We start from the raw sequence: 16876 nt of genomic DNA on the forward strand, positions 1-16876 counted from the left end.
CGAGCCGTTTGTGTCCTGCGACGTGCGGGGTGTCGAGTGGCTCCCACTGCAATCGCTGAATGCCCGGTATGCAGCACCTAGAGTGGGTGAAGCTCGGGCAACCTCGCTGTGCGCGATGCGGCCATCGTTGCGCTGGGCATCAATGTGTTGATGCCCGTAGTGGCAATCGTCTCGATCATGCTGACGGTGCCCAAGGGAACGAAGGTGCGGACCTGAATCTCCAAGCTCTGTGCGAGCGCGGACGTCCACGTCCACGTCCACGTCCACGTCCGCTTTCCGGCTTCCTGCCTGTTCGTCTGTCACCTCTGGAGTTGTCATGAACCCCCTCGTTCAAGCCCTTGGTGCAGCCAAACCCGCCCTGATGGCCGAACTGGAGGAGCTTTACAAAGACCTTCATCGGAACCCCGAGTTGTCCATGCAGGAGGTCCGCACCGCGAAGATCGTCGCCGACGCGATGGAGGTTCTTGGCTACCAGGTGACGCGCAACGTGGGCGTGACCGGCGTGGTTTGCTTGATGAAGAATGGCGCCGGTCCGACCGTGATGCTGCGTGCCGACATGGATGCACTGCCGATGGCCGAGAACACCGGGCTGCCGTACGCGAGCACCGTGACGGCACGCGACCCGGACGGCATCGAGGTCGGGGTCGCGCACTCGTGCGGCCACGACATGCACGTGACGTGGATGGTCGGCGCCGCCCGCGTCCTGGCAACGAATCGCGCCGCATGGAGCGGCACGTTGATGATCGCGTTCCAGCCGGGCGAGGAAACGGCCGAGGGCGCGACCTCCATGGTGCGAGATTGGGGCGATGGCCTCTTCCCGAAGCCCGACATCATCCTCGGCCAGCACGTGATGGTCGGCGCGGCCGGCACCGTGAGCTATCGCCCTGGCGTCACGCTGTCGGCGGGAGACAGCCTCAAGATCAGGTTGTTCGGGCGCGGCTCGCACGGTTCGCAGCCGCAGACATCCATCGATCCGGTGATCATGGCCGCCGCGACCACGCTGCGCCTGCAGACCATCGTCTCACGCGAGATCGCGCCGACCGAGCCGGCTGTGCTCACCATCGGTTCGCTTCAAGCCGGCACCAAGGAAAACATCATCCCCGACGACGCCACCATCAAGCTGAACATGCGCACTTTCAGCGAGGACACGCGCGAGTACATGCTCAAGTCGATCCGCCGCATCTGCTGCGCCGAATGCGAGGCCTCCGGCGCCGAACGTCCACCCGAATTCACCACCATAAACAGCTACCCACTGACCGAAAACGACCTGGTCGCCACGCAAAAGGTGGCCCATGCCTTCGGCAACCAGTTCGGGGAGAACGCCTCGCTGGCGCCCAGTCCGGCTTCGGCCAGCGAGGACTTCAGCATCTTTGGCCGCACCTGGGGCGTGCCTTACGTGTTCTGGTTTGTCGGCGGCACCAATCCGGAGGCGTACGCGAAGGCCAAGCAGGAAAGGACCGTCAACAAGATCCCGAGCAACCACTCGCCGAAGTTCGCGCCTCAGATTCACCCGACGCTCGAGACCGGCCTGCAGGCCATGCTGACTGCCGCCGGCGCGTGGCTGTGTCCCGCAGCATGAATGTCCACGAACTGGCCCTTGCCGGCCTGAATGACCATCGCCTCTTCACGGTTCTCGATCTGGCCGGTACGTTCGCCTTTGCAATCAGCGGTGCGGTCGCGGCCAGGGATCGGAGCCTCGACTGGTTCGGTGTCATGGTCATCGCTTTCGCTGTCGCCTGCGGCGGGGGCGTGGTGCGCGACCTGTGCATCGGCGCTGTGCCGCCAACCGGGCTGACCGATTGGCGCTACCTCGCCGTTTCAATGGCTGCGGCATGGATGACGATCGCTGCGGGCCCGCTGGTTGCGCGACTTGCGCACCCGGTAACCCTGTTCGATTCACTGGGGTTGGGGCTGTTTGCGGTCACCGGCGCACAGAAGGCCATGATCTTCGGTCACAACGCCGAGGTGGCGGTGCTGCTGGGGGTCGTCACCGCCGTGGGCGGCGGTGTCGCGCGCGATGTCCTCCTCAATCGGGTGCCGGTGATCCTCCGGCGCGAGATCTACGCATCGGCCGCGCTGGTCGGCGCGATCATCGAAGTGGCTGGCGAGCGCCTCGGATGGGTGTCGAGCGGACGGACTTGGGTGGCGCTGATGTCTTGCTTCCTGCTGCGCTACCTATCGCTGCGCTACAAGTGGAACCTGCCTCGGCCTTCAGGAAGGGGTGACCACTGAGGTGCGATGCGTGTCCGCGAATCTGTAGGCCACGCTCTGCACGCCGTGAATGAGCGCAGCTGAGGACGGATCGCGACGGGAAACACAGCAAGACTTCGGCGATTGACGCGCGAATCCTTGAGCGCGTCGCCTTTCAGCGTTGCATCACGCTGTGAGATCGGCGGGCGCTCCGAGCGGGTTCAATGATTGAACTGTCAAAATTCCGTTGTGCAGCGGGAAGCGTCCTTCAGGAGGGCAGGGTGGAAATTCGGGTTCGTGCCCACAGCAGCCGTCGCGGCGGTGCTTCGAAGCCGCCGCCACAGTGACGAAGGCGGCAGCCAATCGCCGCCGCCGAGGGCCGCTATCGCGGTCTGCAGGGACTTAGTCTCGAGCCCATGGGCCGCCATCACGGACAGGAACGCTTCTTCCACTGGGTCACCCTCAAGTACACGACCGTTCGATCGAGACACGCTGTACTTCCGCCAGCGCTGCGGAGCACTACTCCTTTACCGGCGGCTCGGGGCAGCTATAGCGCCTTTTGATACGCCATTCATTGTTTGGTGACAGGAGCGGCCCAAAATTCGATTCGCGGATGGGGTTCCGCTGTGCGGATAGGGCGTGGCTGTCTGATATGACGAACGCGTGTTGCTGGTGCGCTTGTCGATTCAAGGAAGGGCCGCGGCGAACTTCGAGCCCGCGTTGAATAGGTTGTGCAGCATCGAGCGCATCCATTTGTTGCCGGGCTCGCGGTGATAGCGCTCGTGCCAGTACTGGGCGATCTCGAACTTGGGAAGTCGCACCGGCGGCTTGACGAGTTCAAGATCGAGTTCCCGGGCGAGCACCGCTGCGAGAGGTGAAGGCAGGGTGACGAGCGCGTCGGTCTGCTTGGCTGCAAGCACTGCCGCGGTGAAGCCGGGCACGCGGATGGTGATGTTCTGCGGCGGGATGGCGGCCTCCAGTGCTTCCTGCGCGATCTGCATCGCATGACCGGTGCGCTCGGCGGCCACCAGCACGTGCTTCTCCGCGATAAAGTCTTCGACGGAGGGCGTTCTCGAAAGGCGAGGGTGCCCGCGTCGCATCACGCTCATGTAGGTGGCGCTGAAGAGCATCTGGCGTCGTATGCCTTGAGTGAGCAATGGATAGGAGCCGATCGCCAGGTCAGCCTTGCCCGACTGGAGCCAGCCATGCAGGTGTTCGGCCTCCAGGGGCATCGCGCTGACATGCACGTTCGGCGCCTCGGTCTCCAGCGCACGAACGATGGGCGGCAGCATCACCACGATGGCTGCATCCACCGCGAGGAAGCTGAAGTTCCGGTTGGACAAACGCGGGTCGAAGGGCACCTGCTCGGCCTGCAGGGACTGCACCCCGTCAAGGATCGCGCGCACTGCGGGGGCCATGCCCAGTGCTTTCGGGGTCGGCTCCATTTGAAGGCCGACCCGGACGAACAACGGGTCGTCGAAGTAACAGCGTAAACGGCTCAGTGCCTTGCTGAGCGCGGGCTGCGTGGTGTTGAGGACCATCGAGCTGCGCGTCACGCTGCGTTCTCGCAGCAGCACGTCCATCACCCGAAGCTGGTTCAGATCAAGACCATCTGCATATCCACGAGGCATGGTACTCATGTCTACATTCCCATAGTGAGTGTCGAGCGGGCAGGGTAGAGTTGAAGCCGGTCTTGCGCAATCGGGTCGAGTGCCAGTGTCGACACTGAACGCACCAATCGCGAGCCGACGCAAATCTGCATTCGCAGGGACGCAAGAGCGATGCCATTCGGGCGCGAAGCGTCATGTCGCAGCGGAATACTGCGAATGCCTTTGCGTCAATGTGCAAAGTCGCGCCGCAAACCTAATGTCCGGGCTCCCAAACGAGGAGCAACGACATGGCGGAAATGTGGACCGGTGGTGCAGGCATCGAACTGGAGCAACGGATCTCCTGGCGAAGGATTGCAGGCCGGGCACTCCCGGCTCTGCTCTCACTCGTCGCGTTATCGGCATCGGCGACAGAGGGAGGTGGCAACTCCTACCCGATGGGCGTGGAGACCAACTACAACGGCTTGATGCTCCCCGAGGGCGCGCATTGGTTCATCTACTACTCCCACTACAACGCAACGCATTCGAAGAACAACGCGGGCGTCGACAACCCGCAACTCACGCGCTTTGACCTGACGGTCAACGCCATCGCGCCGAGGCTCTCGTACGTGTGGCCGGGCGTGACCTTTCTCGGGGCGAACGTCGAGACGCGTGTCGTGCAGGCGATAGCTGGAAGTGATCTCGATGCGGCGCTGGGCCGGCCCGGCGGCCTCCCACCGTTAGACCGCGGGGGGAACGCGACCGGGCTCACCGACATGGCTTTCTCTCCGGTGATCCTCGGCTGGCACTCGCCCGTGTACCACCAGACGGTGGGTATCGATTCGCACCTGAAGACGGGCACCTACGACGTCGCCGACCGCGTGAACACAGGGCGCAACTACACGCAGGTCGCGCTCTTTTATGCGTTCACCTGGTTCCCGGCGACAGGCTTCGATGTCAACGCGAAGTTCCGCTATGCGACCAACCAGCGGAACGAGGCGACGGCGTACCGGTCGGGCGACGAGGCGACGATCGAGTTCAGCGGCGGATGGCGCGTGTCGCCGGAACTCGCGGTGGGGATCAACGGCTACGTGTATCGACAGACCACCGACGACGACCAGTACGGCCGCCCCGTGAACGGCAACGGCAATCGGGGCCGCGTCAATGCGCTCGGCCCTTACGTCACCTACTACCTGTCGCCCCGCCTGGCGTTGGTCGCCAAGCTTCAGCAGGAGTTCGGTGCGCGCAACAAGCCTGAAGGCACGCGCCTGTGGCTCCAGGCACGCGTGCCGTTCTAGCCGCGGCCTGAACACCTCGGGCCTTCAACCCCATCAAGGACAAAGTAATGCACAACGTCGTCAATGATCGTGTCGGTCCGCGCGTGATCGACATCGACGCAGTCATCGATGGAGCTCGCACGAGCCCGCTGCTTCTCACCGTGGTCGCCCTGTGCGCGTTAGTTGCGCTGCTGGACGGCTTCGACACGCTCGCCATCACCTATGCCGCACCGGTCATCGCGAATGCATGGCGACTGCCCCGCGAAGCGTTCGGACCGATATTCGCTGCGCACTATGCGGGTGCGGCTGCCGGCGCGGCACTCTTCGGCCTGGTGGCGGATCGCTTCGGGCGGCGACCGGCGATCCTCTGGGCCACTGCGACATTTGCGCTCTTTGCCATCGCAACGCCGCTGGCGAGAGGATTCGGATCGCTATTCGTCCTCCGCGCGCTGACCGGGCTTGGCCTGGGTGGCGCGCTTTCCAACGTGATCGCGATGGTGTCGGAGTTCGCGCCGCGCCGCGCTCGCGCGACGATGGTGAGCGTCATGTACGCCGCGTTCCCGCTTGGCGGTGTGATCGGCGGTCCACTCTCCGCGCACCTGCTCGCGCAATACGGCTGGGAGGCGGTGTTCGTGATGGGGGGCATCGCGCCGCTGTTGCTGCTCGTAGTGCTGGCGGTCGCGCTCCCAGAGTCCGTGCGGTTCCTTGTCGCGCGACAAGCGCCTGCCGATGTCATTGCACGCTCGTTGCGGCGACTCGTTCCTGGCCTGCACTTTGGCGATGCCGACCGGTTCGTTCTCGTCGAACGCGCCGCCGGTGGTGGTCGACCGATCCGGCGAATCTTCAGTGGTGACCTGTTGCGCACCAGTATGTTGCTCGGTGCTGCTTCGTTCTGCACGCAACTGGTGATCGTCTACATCATCACCTGGATGCCAACCTTGCTGGTTGCGACGGGGATTGGCCTGGGTGACGCGATCCTCATCTCCGCCACCTTCTCGCTGGGCGGCATCGTCGGATCGCTCCTGCTGGCGCGCATCATCGATCGCGTGCAGTCCTGGTGGCCGCTTACCGCTGCGTTCGTGCTTGCGGGCTTTGCGATCGCCGCTGTAGGACTCGCGCCATCGCATCGGGTGATGCTGTTTGCGGCTGTCGCACAAGCCGGTGGGCTGATTGTGGGCGCCCAGGTGAATCTCAGCGCGTACTGCGCGACGGTCTATCCGACGGACATCCGTTCCACCGGTCTCGGATGGGTCATCGGCCTTGGTCGCGCAGGCGCGATCTGCGGGGCGCTCATGGGTACTGCCTTCGTCGCCGCCGGGCTCACTCTGCCTTCCCAATACGGGGTAAGCGGAATCGCGACGGTCGTCATTGCACTGCTGCTACATGCGGCTCGCAAGTCGAGCGGCTCACTCGCGATCGCCGCACCTGCCAAGCCTCTGGCGGAATAGTGCGCATGCCTTGGAAGACATGTTCATTACGGGACGCGGCGCTTAAAGTTTTTTCACCGAGACAACGCATCCACCTTCCTTCCCCACCCACGAAATGGAGCGCAGACATGACCTCACAGACCGCCAACGAAACACGACCCTCTCTCGCGCAAGCGGCAGACGAGTCGAAATTACCGACTGCGCTGTGCGATCTGCTGGAGCCCGGCATCTCGGTGTCTGAGTTCCGCGATGCACTAGCCCGTGCAGTGACCGCCGTCACCGTGGTCACCACCAATGGCCCCGGTGGCCTGGCCGGTGTGACCTGCTCGGCGGTCGCGTCGGTCTGCGACACACCGCCCACGGTGCTGGTGTGCATGAACCGCCGCAGCTATGTGAACGGCGTCATCAAGCAAAACGACGTGCTGTGCGTGAACTGGCTGAGCTCGCAGCAGAGCGGCGTCTCGGACATGTTCGCCGGCGTGGGCAAGCTGTCGATGCCCGAGCGTTTCAGTTCTGGCCGCTGGCACACGCTGGCGACCGGCGCGCCCTACAGCGCCGACGCCACCATCGCACTCGACTGCCGTGTCGTTGAAGCGATGGAAGTCGGCACACACAGCGTGTTCCTCGCCCGTGTGCTGGCGACGAAGACGCATGAAGAAGAGCACCGCGATCCGCTTGTCTACTGCAGGCGCAGCTATGCAACTACGAGGCCAACCGCTCACTAAGAGCACGAGGTCTTTCTCTCTCCAACGCACCACCAAAGGAAATTGCCATGCTCCGCACAGGCCAGCAGTACCTCGACTCGCTCAATGACGGCCGCGTCGTCTGGGTCGGGAACGAGAAGATCGACAACGTCGCGACGCACCCGAAGACGCGCGACTATGCGCAGCGCCACGCTGACTTCTACGACTTGCACCATCGCCCTGACCTGCAGGACGTGATGACTTTCGTCGACGAGAAGGGCGAGCGCCGATCGATGATGTGGTTCGGACACCGCACCAAGGAAGACCTTAAGCGCAAGCGCCGCTATCACGAGACGGTGATGCGCGAAATGGCCGGCGCTTCGTTCCCGCGTACGCCGGACGTCAACAACTACGTGCTCACCACCTACACCGACGACCCGATGCCATGGCAGAAGCAGTCGGTCGGCACCGAGGGCCAGGAGCTGGCACGCAACATCGTCGATTTCTGGCAATCGGTGCGTGATCGCGATCACAACTGCGCGCCCAACTTCGTCGACCCGCAGATGGACCGATCCACGCCCGACGCCCAGGCGCGTTCGCCCGGCCTGCGTGTGATCGAGCGAAACGAGAAGGGCATCGTCGTCGATGGCGTGAAGGCCGTCTCCACGGGCACGGCGTTTGCCGACTGGGTGCACATCGGGGTGTTCTTCCGGCCGGGCATTCCGGGCGACCAGATCATCTTCGCCGCGGTGCCTGTGGCTACCAAGGGTGTGTCGGTCGTTTGCCGTGAGAGCCTCGTGAAGGAAGACCGCATCGAGCATCCGCTCGCCTCGCAAGGCGATGAGCTCGACGGCATGACCGTGTTCGACAAGGTCTTCATCCCGTGGTCGCATGTCTTCCATCTCGGCAACCCCGAGCACGCGAAGCTCTATCCGCAACGGGTGTTCGACTGGCTGCACTACCACGCGCTGGTGCGCCAGATGGTGCGCGCCGAACTCATGGCAGGCCTCGCGGTGCTGATCACGGAACACATCGGCACCAGCAAGATCCCGGCGGTGCAGACGCGCGTGGCCAAGCTGATCGGCTTTCACCAGGCGATGCTTGCACATGTGGTTGCAAGCGAGGAGCTTGGATTCCACACGCCGGGGGGGCTCTACAAGCCCAACATCCTCATCTACGACTTCGGTCGCGCGCTGTACCTGGAGAACTTCTCGCAGATGATCTACGAGCTGGTCGACCTGTCGGGGCGTAGCGCATTGCTCTTCGCCACGGAAGACCAGTGGGAAGACTCCAAGCTCAACACGCTCTTCGAGAAGATGAACACCGGGCCGGTCGGCCGCCCGAAGGATCGCCTGAAGATTGGCCGGGTGATCCGCGACCTGTTCCTCACCGATTGGGGCAATCGTCTCTTCGTGTTCGAGAACTTCAACGGCACGCCGCTGCAGAGCATCCGCATGCTGACGATGCAACGCGCCGAGTTCTCCGGCTCGGGGACCTACGGCAAGCTCGCTCGCCAGGTGTGCGGCATCGATTCGGTGGTGGACGACGCGACGGAGTACAAGGCCACCGCCGACTACGCCAAGGCCATGGACGCCGCGCGCCATCAGGAGCAGCTCTCGCTCAGCGGGACGCTCGCCATCTGAACGCGCCACCGCCGCACGCTCCGGGCCCGATGCCATGAAGCTCCTACGCGAACCCGCCAGTGACGGCGGGATCGACCAAGCCACCGGCGGCGGGCCGGAGGCTTGTGTCGCCACCATCGGCATGTTCGATGGCGTGCACCGTGGCCATCGGCAGGTGCTTGCAAACCTCCGCGCACGCGGCGAATGGTCCGGGCTGCCCACCGCGCTGGTCACGTTCGACCCGCATCCCCGTGCAGTCCTGCGCGGGGACGCCGGGGCACCCAAGCTGCTCTCCAGCCTGGCCGACCGGCTGCAGTTGCTGGCGGCCACGGGCGCGGTGGACTACGCGCTGGTGTTGCGCTTCGACGCCGCGCGCGCCGGGCAGTCGGCAGACGAGTTCGTATCCACGGTGCTGCTGCGCCAGTTGGGCATGCGACAGCTTGTCGTCGGTGAGAACTTCGCCTGCGGCCGGGGCCGTCAGGGGTCGGTCGACTATCTTGCGGACCTCGGCATCCGGCTCGGGTTCTCGGTGTCGCCGGTGGCGCTCGACAGCATCCCGGCACTCGGCGGCGGCAGCTCGGGCGCGTCGGTACGCAGTTCGTCCACGGAGGCGAGGCGACTGATCAGCCTGGGCGATCTGGCGGGTGCGAGCGCCGTGCTGGAGCGCCCGCATGAACTGACCGGTATCGTGACCCGATCGCTTTCGCGTGTCGGCGCATCACGCGTCGTCGAGGCGGAGCTCCCGGCAACGATGTGCGCTCCGGCCGCAGCCGATTACGTCGGCGAGGTGCGGCCGATGCAGCCCGGCGGGGGTTGGTTCTCGGCGCTGCTGCACGTGGGCGGACAGTCCGGGCAGACCGTGCGTTTCGAGGCCGCACGTGATCTCGAGGCCCGGCGCGGCGACCCGCTGCGCCTGCGTTTCGTGGGCCGTGCCAGCGGCCGCGCTCCCATTCAAGACCGGACCTTCGCATGAAAGACTTCATCTACACGGGGCATGCACAACGCGTGCTCTTCGGAAGCGGCACGCTCGCACGGCTCGGCGACGAGGTTGACGCGCTCGGCGCCAAGCGCGCGCTCTTGCTCTGCACCCCGGGCCAGCGCGAAGAGGCGCAGCGGGTGGCGGACGTGCTGGGCCCGCGCTGTGCCAGCGTGTTCGCGGGCGCGATGATGCATGTGCCCATCGAGGTTGCACGCGAAGCGCGCATTGCGGCCGCCCGTCTTGGCGCGGACTGCGCAGTCGCATTCGGCGGCGGTTCCACGATCGGCCTGGGCAAGGCGATAGCGCTCGAATCGGGCCTGCCCGTGATCGCGGTGCCGACCACTTATTCCGGCTCGGAAATGACCGGCATCTATGGGCTGACCGAGGCCGGCGTCAAGAGGACGGGGATCGACCCGCGCGCGCGCCCGCGCACCGTGATCTACGACGTCGAGCTCACGCACTCGCTGCCGCTGGAGATGAGCGTGGCGAGCGGCATGAATGCGATCGCCCACGCGGCCGAGAGCCTCTACGCGCGGGATGTCAATCCGATCGTCGCCTTGATGGCCGAGGAGGGCATTCGAGCGCTGGGCAGGGCCTTGCCGCTCTTCGGCGGCTCGGACCCGGCGCAGGCACTGGCAGGGCGCAGCGATGCGCTCTACGGCGCCTGGCTTTGCGGCACCGTGCTGGGCAGCGTGGGCATGTCCTTGCACCACAAGCTGTGCCACACGCTGGGCGGCAGCTTCAACCTGCCGCACGCGCAGACGCACAGCATCGTGCTGCCGCATGCGCTCGCCTACAACGCCGAGGCTGCGCCCGAGGCGATGTCGCGCATCGCGGCCGCGCTGGGCGGCGGGAACGCTGCGCAGTGCGTGTACGACCTTGCCGGGAGCGCAGGGGCCCTGCTTGCTCTCAAGGACGTCGGTTTGCGCGAGTCGGACCTTGACCGTGCCTGCGAGCTGGCGCTGCGCACCCCGTATCCCAACCCGCGACGCCTCGAGGCGCATGCGATCCGCCAACTGCTGCAGGACGCCTACGACGGCGTTCGGCCATCGGTGCACGCCTAGGGAAGCTGCGCGACAACCACCCCCACGAAGGAGACCCTCATGCGAAACCTGAACCAGCACACCATCACCGAGGCGGTGATCGAACGCTTCGCCGACACGCCGAGCCCGCGACTGAAGAGGATCCTGACGCACCTCGTGAAGCACATGCACGACTTCGCGCGCGAGGTCGAGTTGACCGAGGACGAGTGGATGCAGGGGATCGAGTTCCTCACGCGCACGGGCCAGAAGTGCGATGGCAATCGCCAGGAGTTCATCCTTCTGAGCGACACCCTGGGCCTGTCGATGCTGACGGTGGCGATGAACCACGACAAGCCCGAGGGCTGCACCGAGGCCACGGTGTTCGGACCGTTCCACGTCGATGGGGCGCCTCACTATGAGAACGGAGCGGACATCGCGAACGGTGCGAAGGGCGAACTCTGCGAGGTGAGCGGCATGGTCCGTGGCATCGACGGAGAGCCCATCGCGGGCGCGGTGCTCGATGTCTGGCAGGCCGATGCGACGGGCCACTATGACGTGCAGTACGAGGCGCTCGCGCAGCCTCAGAACCGCGGCGTATTGGTTTCCGGTCCCGATGGCCGCTTCAACTTCCGCACGGTTGCCGCGGTGGCCTACCCGATCCCCGTCGATGGCCCGGTCGGTGACATGCTGCGTGCGACCGCACGCCACCCCTGGCGGCCCGCGCACCTTCACTTCATGGTTCGAGCGGAAGGCTACGAGACGCTCGTCACCCACGTCTTTCGCCGCGACGACCCCTATCTCGATTCCGATGCGGTTTTCGGTGTGCGCGAGTCGTTGCTCGGGGACTGGGTGCCCCAAGCCGGCGGTGGCTATGCGCTCGAGTTCGATCTGGTGCTGAACCCGAAGGGCTCGAAGCGGTCAGTCGGCTCGGCTCACGCGACACGTGGATTGATGCGCTCCGAGTCGATCTCGTAGCGCCGCAAGGCTTCGCTGGCTTGTTCGGGTGGCCGCAGGCCATCGTCGGCCAGCGCACGGATCGCCGCCGCAGCGATGTAGTGGCGGTCCACCTCGAAGTGCCGGCGCAGCTTTTCCCGGAAGTCGCTGCGGCCGAACCCGTCAGTGCCCAGCACGTGATAGCGACGTCCCGGCGGAACGAACGGCCGGATCTGCTCTGCGTACGCTTTCATGTAGTCGGTGGAGGCGACCACCGGACCCGAGCTCGACGCAAGTTGCTCATTCACGAAGCAACGTCGCGGAGCTTCCCCCGGATGGAGAAAGTTCCAACGCTCCACATCCTGGCCGTCGCGCGTCAGCTCGTTGAAGCTCGGGCAGCTCCACACCGCCGCGCTCACACCCCAATCGTTGGCGAGCAGGTCGCGCGCCGCGATGCATTCGCGCAGGATCGCGCCGCTTCCGAGCAGTTGCACGGTCGGCGCGCCATCCATTGCCGGCCCTTCCAACAGCCTGTACATGCCTTTGATGATTTCCTGCTCGACGCCCAGCGGCAGGGCGGGCATCGCGTAGTTCTCGTTGAGGATGGTGAGGTAGTAGAAGACGTTGTCCTGCTGCTCGACCATGCGTTGCAGGCCGTGATGAAGGATCACGCCAACCTCATAGGCGAAGGTGGGGTCGTAGCTCACGCAGTTCGGAATCGTGCCCGCGAGGATGTGGCTGTGCCCGTCCTCATGCTGCAGTCCTTCGCCGTTGATGGTGGTGCGACCGGACGTCCCGCCCAGAAGGAAGCCGCGCGCCTGGATGTCGCCCGCCGCCCAGGCCAGGTCGCCGATGCGCTGGAATCCGAACATCGAGTAGTAGGCATAGAAGGGCACCATGATCCTGTTGTTGGTGCTGTAGGAGGTGGCGGCGGCGATCCAGCTCGACATGCCTCCCGCCTCGGTGATGCCTTCATGAAGGATCTGGCCGCGCACGTCCTCGCGGTAGTAGCTCAACTGTTCCTTGTCGACCGGCGTGTACTGCTGTCCCGCCCGGTTGTAGATGCCGATCTGCCTGAACAGGCCTTCCATGCCGAAGGTTCGTGCCTCGTCCACCAGGATCGGCACCACGCGCGGCCCCAACGCAGGATCGCGCAGGAGCTGCGTGATGAAGCGCGTGCAGGCTTGCGTCGTGGACATCTCGCGTCCCTCCTGCGTGGCTTCGGTGACGGTCTTGAAGGCCTCCAGTGGCGGCACGGAGAAGCGCTCGTCGGAGTGCATGCGACGGTGCGGCAGATAGCCGCCCAGTGCCTTCCGCCGCTCGTGCAGGTACTTCATCTCCGGCGTGTCGTCGGCGGGCTTGAAGAACGGCAGGTCGGCGATCTGGCTGTCCGGGACCGGGATGTTGAAGCGATCGCGAAACGCCCGCACGTCGGCGTCGGCCAGCTTCTTGGTCTGGTGCACGTTGTTGCGACCTTCGCCGATCTTGCCCATCCCGAAGCCCTTGACGGTCTTGACGAGCAGGACGGTCGGCGTGCCCGTGTGCGAGACGGCCGCATGAAAGGCGGCGTAGACCTTGCGCGGATCGTGACCGCCACGCCGCAGGGCCCAGATCTCGTCGTCGCTCATGTGCGCGACCATGGCCAGCGTGCGAGGGTCGCGGCCGAAGAAATGCTGTCGCACGAAGGCGCCGTCGCTGGCCTTGAGCAACTGGTACTCGCCATCGATCGTGTCCATCATCAACTGGCGCAGCGCGCCGTCCTCGTCGCGCGCGAGCAGCGGGTCCCAGTCGCTTCCCCAGATCAGCTTGATGACGTTCCAGCCGGCGCCGCGGAATTCGGCTTCCAGCTCCTGGATGATCTTGCCGTTGCCGCGCACCGGGCCGTCCAGCCGCTGCAGATTGCAGTTGACGACGAAGATCAGGTTGTCGAGCCGCTCGCGCGCAGCAAGGCCGATCGCGCCCTTGGATTCGACCTCGTCCATCTCGCCATCGCCCAGGAAGACCCACACCTTGCGGTTGGCGGTGTCGGCAATCCCGCGTGCCTGGAGATAGCGCAGGAACTTCGCCTGATAGATGGCCATCAGCGGCCCCAGCCCCATCGACACGGTGGGAAATTGCCAGAAACCCGGCATCAGCTTCGGATGCGGATAGCTCGACAGTCCCCGGCCATCGACCTCCTGGCGGAAGTGGAGGAGCTGCTCTTCCGTCAGTCGGCCTTCCAGGTAGGCGCGGGCGTAGATCCCCGGGGAGATGTGGCCCTGGATGTAGAGCAGGTCACCGCCGTGCTGTCCGCTTTCGGCATGCCAGAAGTGATTGAAGCCTTCGCCGAACATGTTGGCGAAGGACGCGAACGAACCGAGGTGGCCACCGAGTTCGCCATTGCCAGTGGTCGGATGCCGATTCGCCTTGACGACCATGGCCATGGCATTCCACCGCATGTAGGAGCGCAGCCGCTCCTCGATCTCGAGGTTGCCTGGTGAACGCGCCTCCTGGTCCGGCTCGATCGTGTTGACGTAGGCCGTATTGGCGGAGAACGGCATGTCGACGCTGTTCTGGCGCGCGTGCTCCAGCAGTTGTTCGAGCAGGAAGTGGGCACGTTCGACGCCCTGGCTATGGATGACGGCTGAAAGCGAATCCATCCATTCCCGTGTCTCTTGCGCGTCGGGGTCATCCGGCGGCGCGCCGGGAAGGGTGCGGGGAAGGGCGGACATGCGTGGCTCCTGGAATGGACTCCTCGGCACGCTATCGCTGCCGTCGCTCTTCCTTCTTGCGTGTCGTTGCTTCGAATGGGACAAAGCGCGCACAGGCGGTTGCGGGCAGCGCAAGAACGGACCAGTGAAGGCAACGCGGTTCAAGCGGGCGCGGGCGAGGGTGCACAAAGATTCGACATCGCACCTCGAACGAACGGCACCGCCATGACCACGCCCGAACAAGTTCTGAGCCGCTTTCGCGCTTCCGGTGAACAAACGTGCTTTCACGGTCGCCACATCCGGCCGCAGATCTACGCGGGGCTGAATGGCAGCAATTGGCGGCTGGCCGACTACGAGCAGCGTGGCGGTTACCGGGCGCTGCGCAAGGTGCTGGTCGAGGGGATGACGCCGGACGAGGTCATCGCCGAAGTGAAGGCCTCGGCACTGCGGGGGCGGGGCGGTGCGGGATTTCCAACGGGCCTCAAGTGGAGCTTCATGCCGCGCCAGTTCCCGGGGCAGAAGTACCTGGTCTGCAATTCCGACGAAGGCGAGCCCGGCACGGCGAAGGACCGGGACATCCTTCTGTACAACCCGCATCTCGTGGTGGAGGGCATGGTCATCGCAAGCTATGCGATGGGTGCCGGCGCGGGCTACAACTACATCCACGGCGAAATCTTCGAGGCCTACGAGCGCTTCGAAGAGGCGCTGGAGGAGGCGCGGACCGCGGGGTACCTCGGCGAGCGCATTCTCGGGAGCGGCCACAGCTTCCAGTTGCATGCTGCGCACGGCTTCGGTGCCTACATCTGTGGCGAGGAGACGGGTCTGCTCGAATCGCTCGAAGGGAAGAAGGGTCAGCCTCGGTTCAAGCCGCCGTTCCCCGCGAGCTTCGGCCTGTACGGCAAGCCGACCACGATCAATAACACCGAGACCTATGCCGCAGTGCCCGGGATCATCGCGAACGGCGCCCAGGCCTTCCTGGAATGCGGCATTCCGAACAGCGGCGGGACCAAGATTTTCACGGTCAGCGGCGATGTTGAACTGCCGGGCAACTACGAGATCCCGATGGGTACGCCCTTCGCGACCCTGCTCGACATCGCCGGCGGTATGCGCGGGGGCCATCGGCTGAAGGCGGTGATCCCCGGTGGTGCTTCATCGCCCGTCTTGCCGGCGGAGGCCGCAATGAAGCTCACGATGGACTTCGACACCCTGGCCAAGGCCGGCTCCATGCTCGGCTCGGGGGCCGTGATCGTCCTTGACGAGACGCGATGCATGGTCGAGTCGCTCAAGCGCCTGTCGTATTTCTACATGCACGAGTCGTGTGGACAGTGCACGCCTTGTCGCGAGGGCACCGGATGGCTGTGGCGGATCATCGACCGGATCCATACCGGCCGCGGCAAGCCAGCCGACCTCGACCTGCTCAACTCGCTGGCCGACAACATCCAGGGGCGGACGATCTGCGCGCTGGGCGATTCGGCGGCCATGCCGGTGAGGGCGATGCTCAAGCACTTCAGGCCCGAGTTCGAGGCGCTGGTGCGCGATACCTCCAGATCAAGCGCATCGCGGCGATCCTGAGCGGGGCCAGAACCGCATGGCACGTACAGCCCATTTCATGTGAAACGGCTGGCGCTCTTGCGCCAGTTACCGGCCTGCTCCCGAACCACACTGATCCCGTACCGACCTCGGGAAGATGCCGTGATCACTCTTCAATACCAGCCCTCCACCCAACCTCAGTCGCACTCGACGATCCTTGTGTCGCACGCCAGTTGCCTCGTATCGGCGGGCCTTCAGGCCACGCTGACGCGATTGCCCCAATGCCGGGTCGAGGTTTGGGACGATGCCAGCGGCCCCTGGCACAGTTCGCCTTCGCTGGCCGAGGTCGATCTGGTCGTGGCAGACGCGGAGTCGTTTACGCCCGCCAGCAGCGCGGCGGCAGAAGGCGCCACGGCTGCGCCACCGGCGCCGCGCGTGGTTCTGATTGCCACACGCGAAGCTTCGATGCCGATCGAACTGCCCCGCGGTGCCGATGCCTGGTTGCCGGTCGGTTGTCGCGAGGAGGACCTGTTTGGTACCGTGCACCGCCTGACGGGCGCGACCGTGCCCCAGTCGCCGCCGCGGCAACGTCCGCGCGGCGGCCTCGCGCCCGGAGCGCTGCGCCGCGTACGAAAGCATGTGGAGGAAAGGCTCGCCGAGCGCATCGAACTGCGGGACCTTGCCGCCATCGCACAGCTTTCCGAATGCCATTTCTCGCGGGCCTTCAAGCAGAGCATGGGGTTGCCGCCCCACCGCTATGTCATTGCGCGGCGCATCGCCAGTGCGGCCCGGATGATCGAGGAGTCCGACCGCCCGTTGGCCGATGTCGCGCTGGCGGCGGGGTTCTCCGACCAGAGTCACTTCACCCGTGTGTTCGTCGATGTCATGGGCGAGACGCCGCGCGCGTTCCGGCATCGGCATCGATAGGGCCGGCCGG

At 65.1% G+C, this 16876-nt stretch carries 13 protein-coding genes; 11 read left to right on the top strand and 2 right to left on the bottom strand.

Features of this window, described 5'->3' with window-relative positions; genetic code table 11:
* The first annotated feature begins 316 nt into the window (after positions 1 to 316).
* Positions 317 to 1579, top strand: a complete 1263-nt coding sequence (locus tag BLW05_RS33525) for a M20 family metallopeptidase (protein ID WP_093168961.1) — start codon at positions 317 to 319, stop codon at positions 1577 to 1579.
* Positions 1576 to 2232: a trimeric intracellular cation channel family protein gene (locus BLW05_RS33530; RefSeq protein WP_256330627.1), complete on the top strand. Its 657-nt coding sequence runs from the start codon at positions 1576 to 1578 to the stop codon at positions 2230 to 2232. The genes BLW05_RS33525 and BLW05_RS33530 overlap by 4 nt, the downstream gene beginning before the upstream one ends.
* Before the next feature lie 644 nt (positions 2233 to 2876).
* On the opposite strand, the gene BLW05_RS33540 is transcribed toward BLW05_RS33530, so the two are convergent.
* Positions 2877 to 3830: a LysR family transcriptional regulator gene (locus BLW05_RS33540; RefSeq protein ID WP_093168965.1), complete on the bottom strand. Its 954-nt coding sequence runs from the start codon at positions 3828 to 3830 to the stop codon at positions 2877 to 2879.
* Positions 3831 to 4087: 257 nt separating this feature from the next.
* On the opposite strand from BLW05_RS33540, the gene BLW05_RS33545 reads away from it, so the two are divergent.
* The 7 genes from BLW05_RS33545 (at position 4088) to BLW05_RS33575 (ending at position 11761) form a co-directional block, all read left to right on the top strand.
* The gene (locus BLW05_RS33545) at positions 4088 to 5074 is read left to right on the top strand and encodes a SphA family protein (RefSeq protein ID WP_256330628.1); all 987 of its coding nucleotides are present in this window, start codon (positions 4088 to 4090) and stop codon (positions 5072 to 5074) included.
* A 47-nt stretch (positions 5075 to 5121) separates the two neighbouring features.
* Positions 5122 to 6501, top strand: a complete 1380-nt coding sequence (locus BLW05_RS33550) for an MFS transporter (RefSeq protein WP_093168967.1) — start codon at positions 5122 to 5124, stop codon at positions 6499 to 6501.
* A 107-nt stretch (positions 6502 to 6608) separates the two neighbouring features.
* Positions 6609 to 7205 (top strand): flavin reductase, encoded by a 597-nt coding sequence (locus BLW05_RS33555; protein ID WP_093168969.1) that lies wholly within the window; start codon positions 6609 to 6611, stop codon positions 7203 to 7205.
* Between the two features lie 47 nt (positions 7206 to 7252).
* On the top strand, positions 7253 to 8806 hold the full coding sequence (locus tag BLW05_RS33560) for a 4-hydroxyphenylacetate 3-hydroxylase family protein (RefSeq protein ID WP_093168972.1): 1554 nt from the start codon (positions 7253 to 7255) through the stop codon (positions 8804 to 8806).
* A 34-nt stretch (positions 8807 to 8840) separates the two neighbouring features.
* Positions 8841 to 9758: an FAD synthetase family protein gene (locus BLW05_RS33565; protein WP_093168974.1), complete on the top strand. Its 918-nt coding sequence runs from the start codon at positions 8841 to 8843 to the stop codon at positions 9756 to 9758.
* A complete protein-coding gene (locus BLW05_RS33570; RefSeq protein WP_093168976.1) occupies positions 9755 to 10828 on the top strand; it encodes a maleylacetate reductase in 1074 nt (357 codons plus the stop codon). Before BLW05_RS33565 ends, BLW05_RS33570 begins: the two co-directional genes overlap by 4 nt.
* A gap of 39 nt (positions 10829 to 10867) precedes the next feature.
* Positions 10868 to 11761, top strand: coding sequence for an intradiol ring-cleavage dioxygenase (locus BLW05_RS33575; protein WP_093168978.1), 894 nt, complete (start codon positions 10868 to 10870; stop codon positions 11759 to 11761).
* On the opposite strand, the gene aceE is transcribed toward BLW05_RS33575, so the two are convergent.
* The gene (aceE, locus tag BLW05_RS33580; protein ID WP_093168980.1) at positions 11719 to 14430 is read right to left on the bottom strand and encodes a pyruvate dehydrogenase (acetyl-transferring), homodimeric type; all 2712 of its coding nucleotides are present in this window, start codon (positions 14428 to 14430) and stop codon (positions 11719 to 11721) included. The genes BLW05_RS33575 and aceE overlap by 43 nt on opposite strands.
* A 204-nt stretch (positions 14431 to 14634) precedes the next feature.
* On the opposite strand from aceE, the gene nuoF reads away from it, so the two are divergent.
* Both nuoF and BLW05_RS33590 read left to right on the top strand, forming a co-directional pair.
* Positions 14635 to 15981: an NADH-quinone oxidoreductase subunit NuoF gene (gene nuoF / locus BLW05_RS33585; protein ID WP_093168982.1), complete on the top strand. Its 1347-nt coding sequence runs from the start codon at positions 14635 to 14637 to the stop codon at positions 15979 to 15981.
* Between the two features lie 177 nt (positions 15982 to 16158).
* Positions 16159 to 16866: a helix-turn-helix domain-containing protein gene (locus BLW05_RS33590; protein ID WP_143045009.1), complete on the top strand. Its 708-nt coding sequence runs from the start codon at positions 16159 to 16161 to the stop codon at positions 16864 to 16866.
* The last annotated feature ends 10 nt before the right edge of the window (positions 16867 to 16876 follow it).

The sequence above is a fragment of the Variovorax sp. YR216 genome (assembly GCF_900107745.1).
Taxonomy (GTDB): Bacteria; Pseudomonadota; Gammaproteobacteria; order Burkholderiales; family Burkholderiaceae_C; genus Variovorax.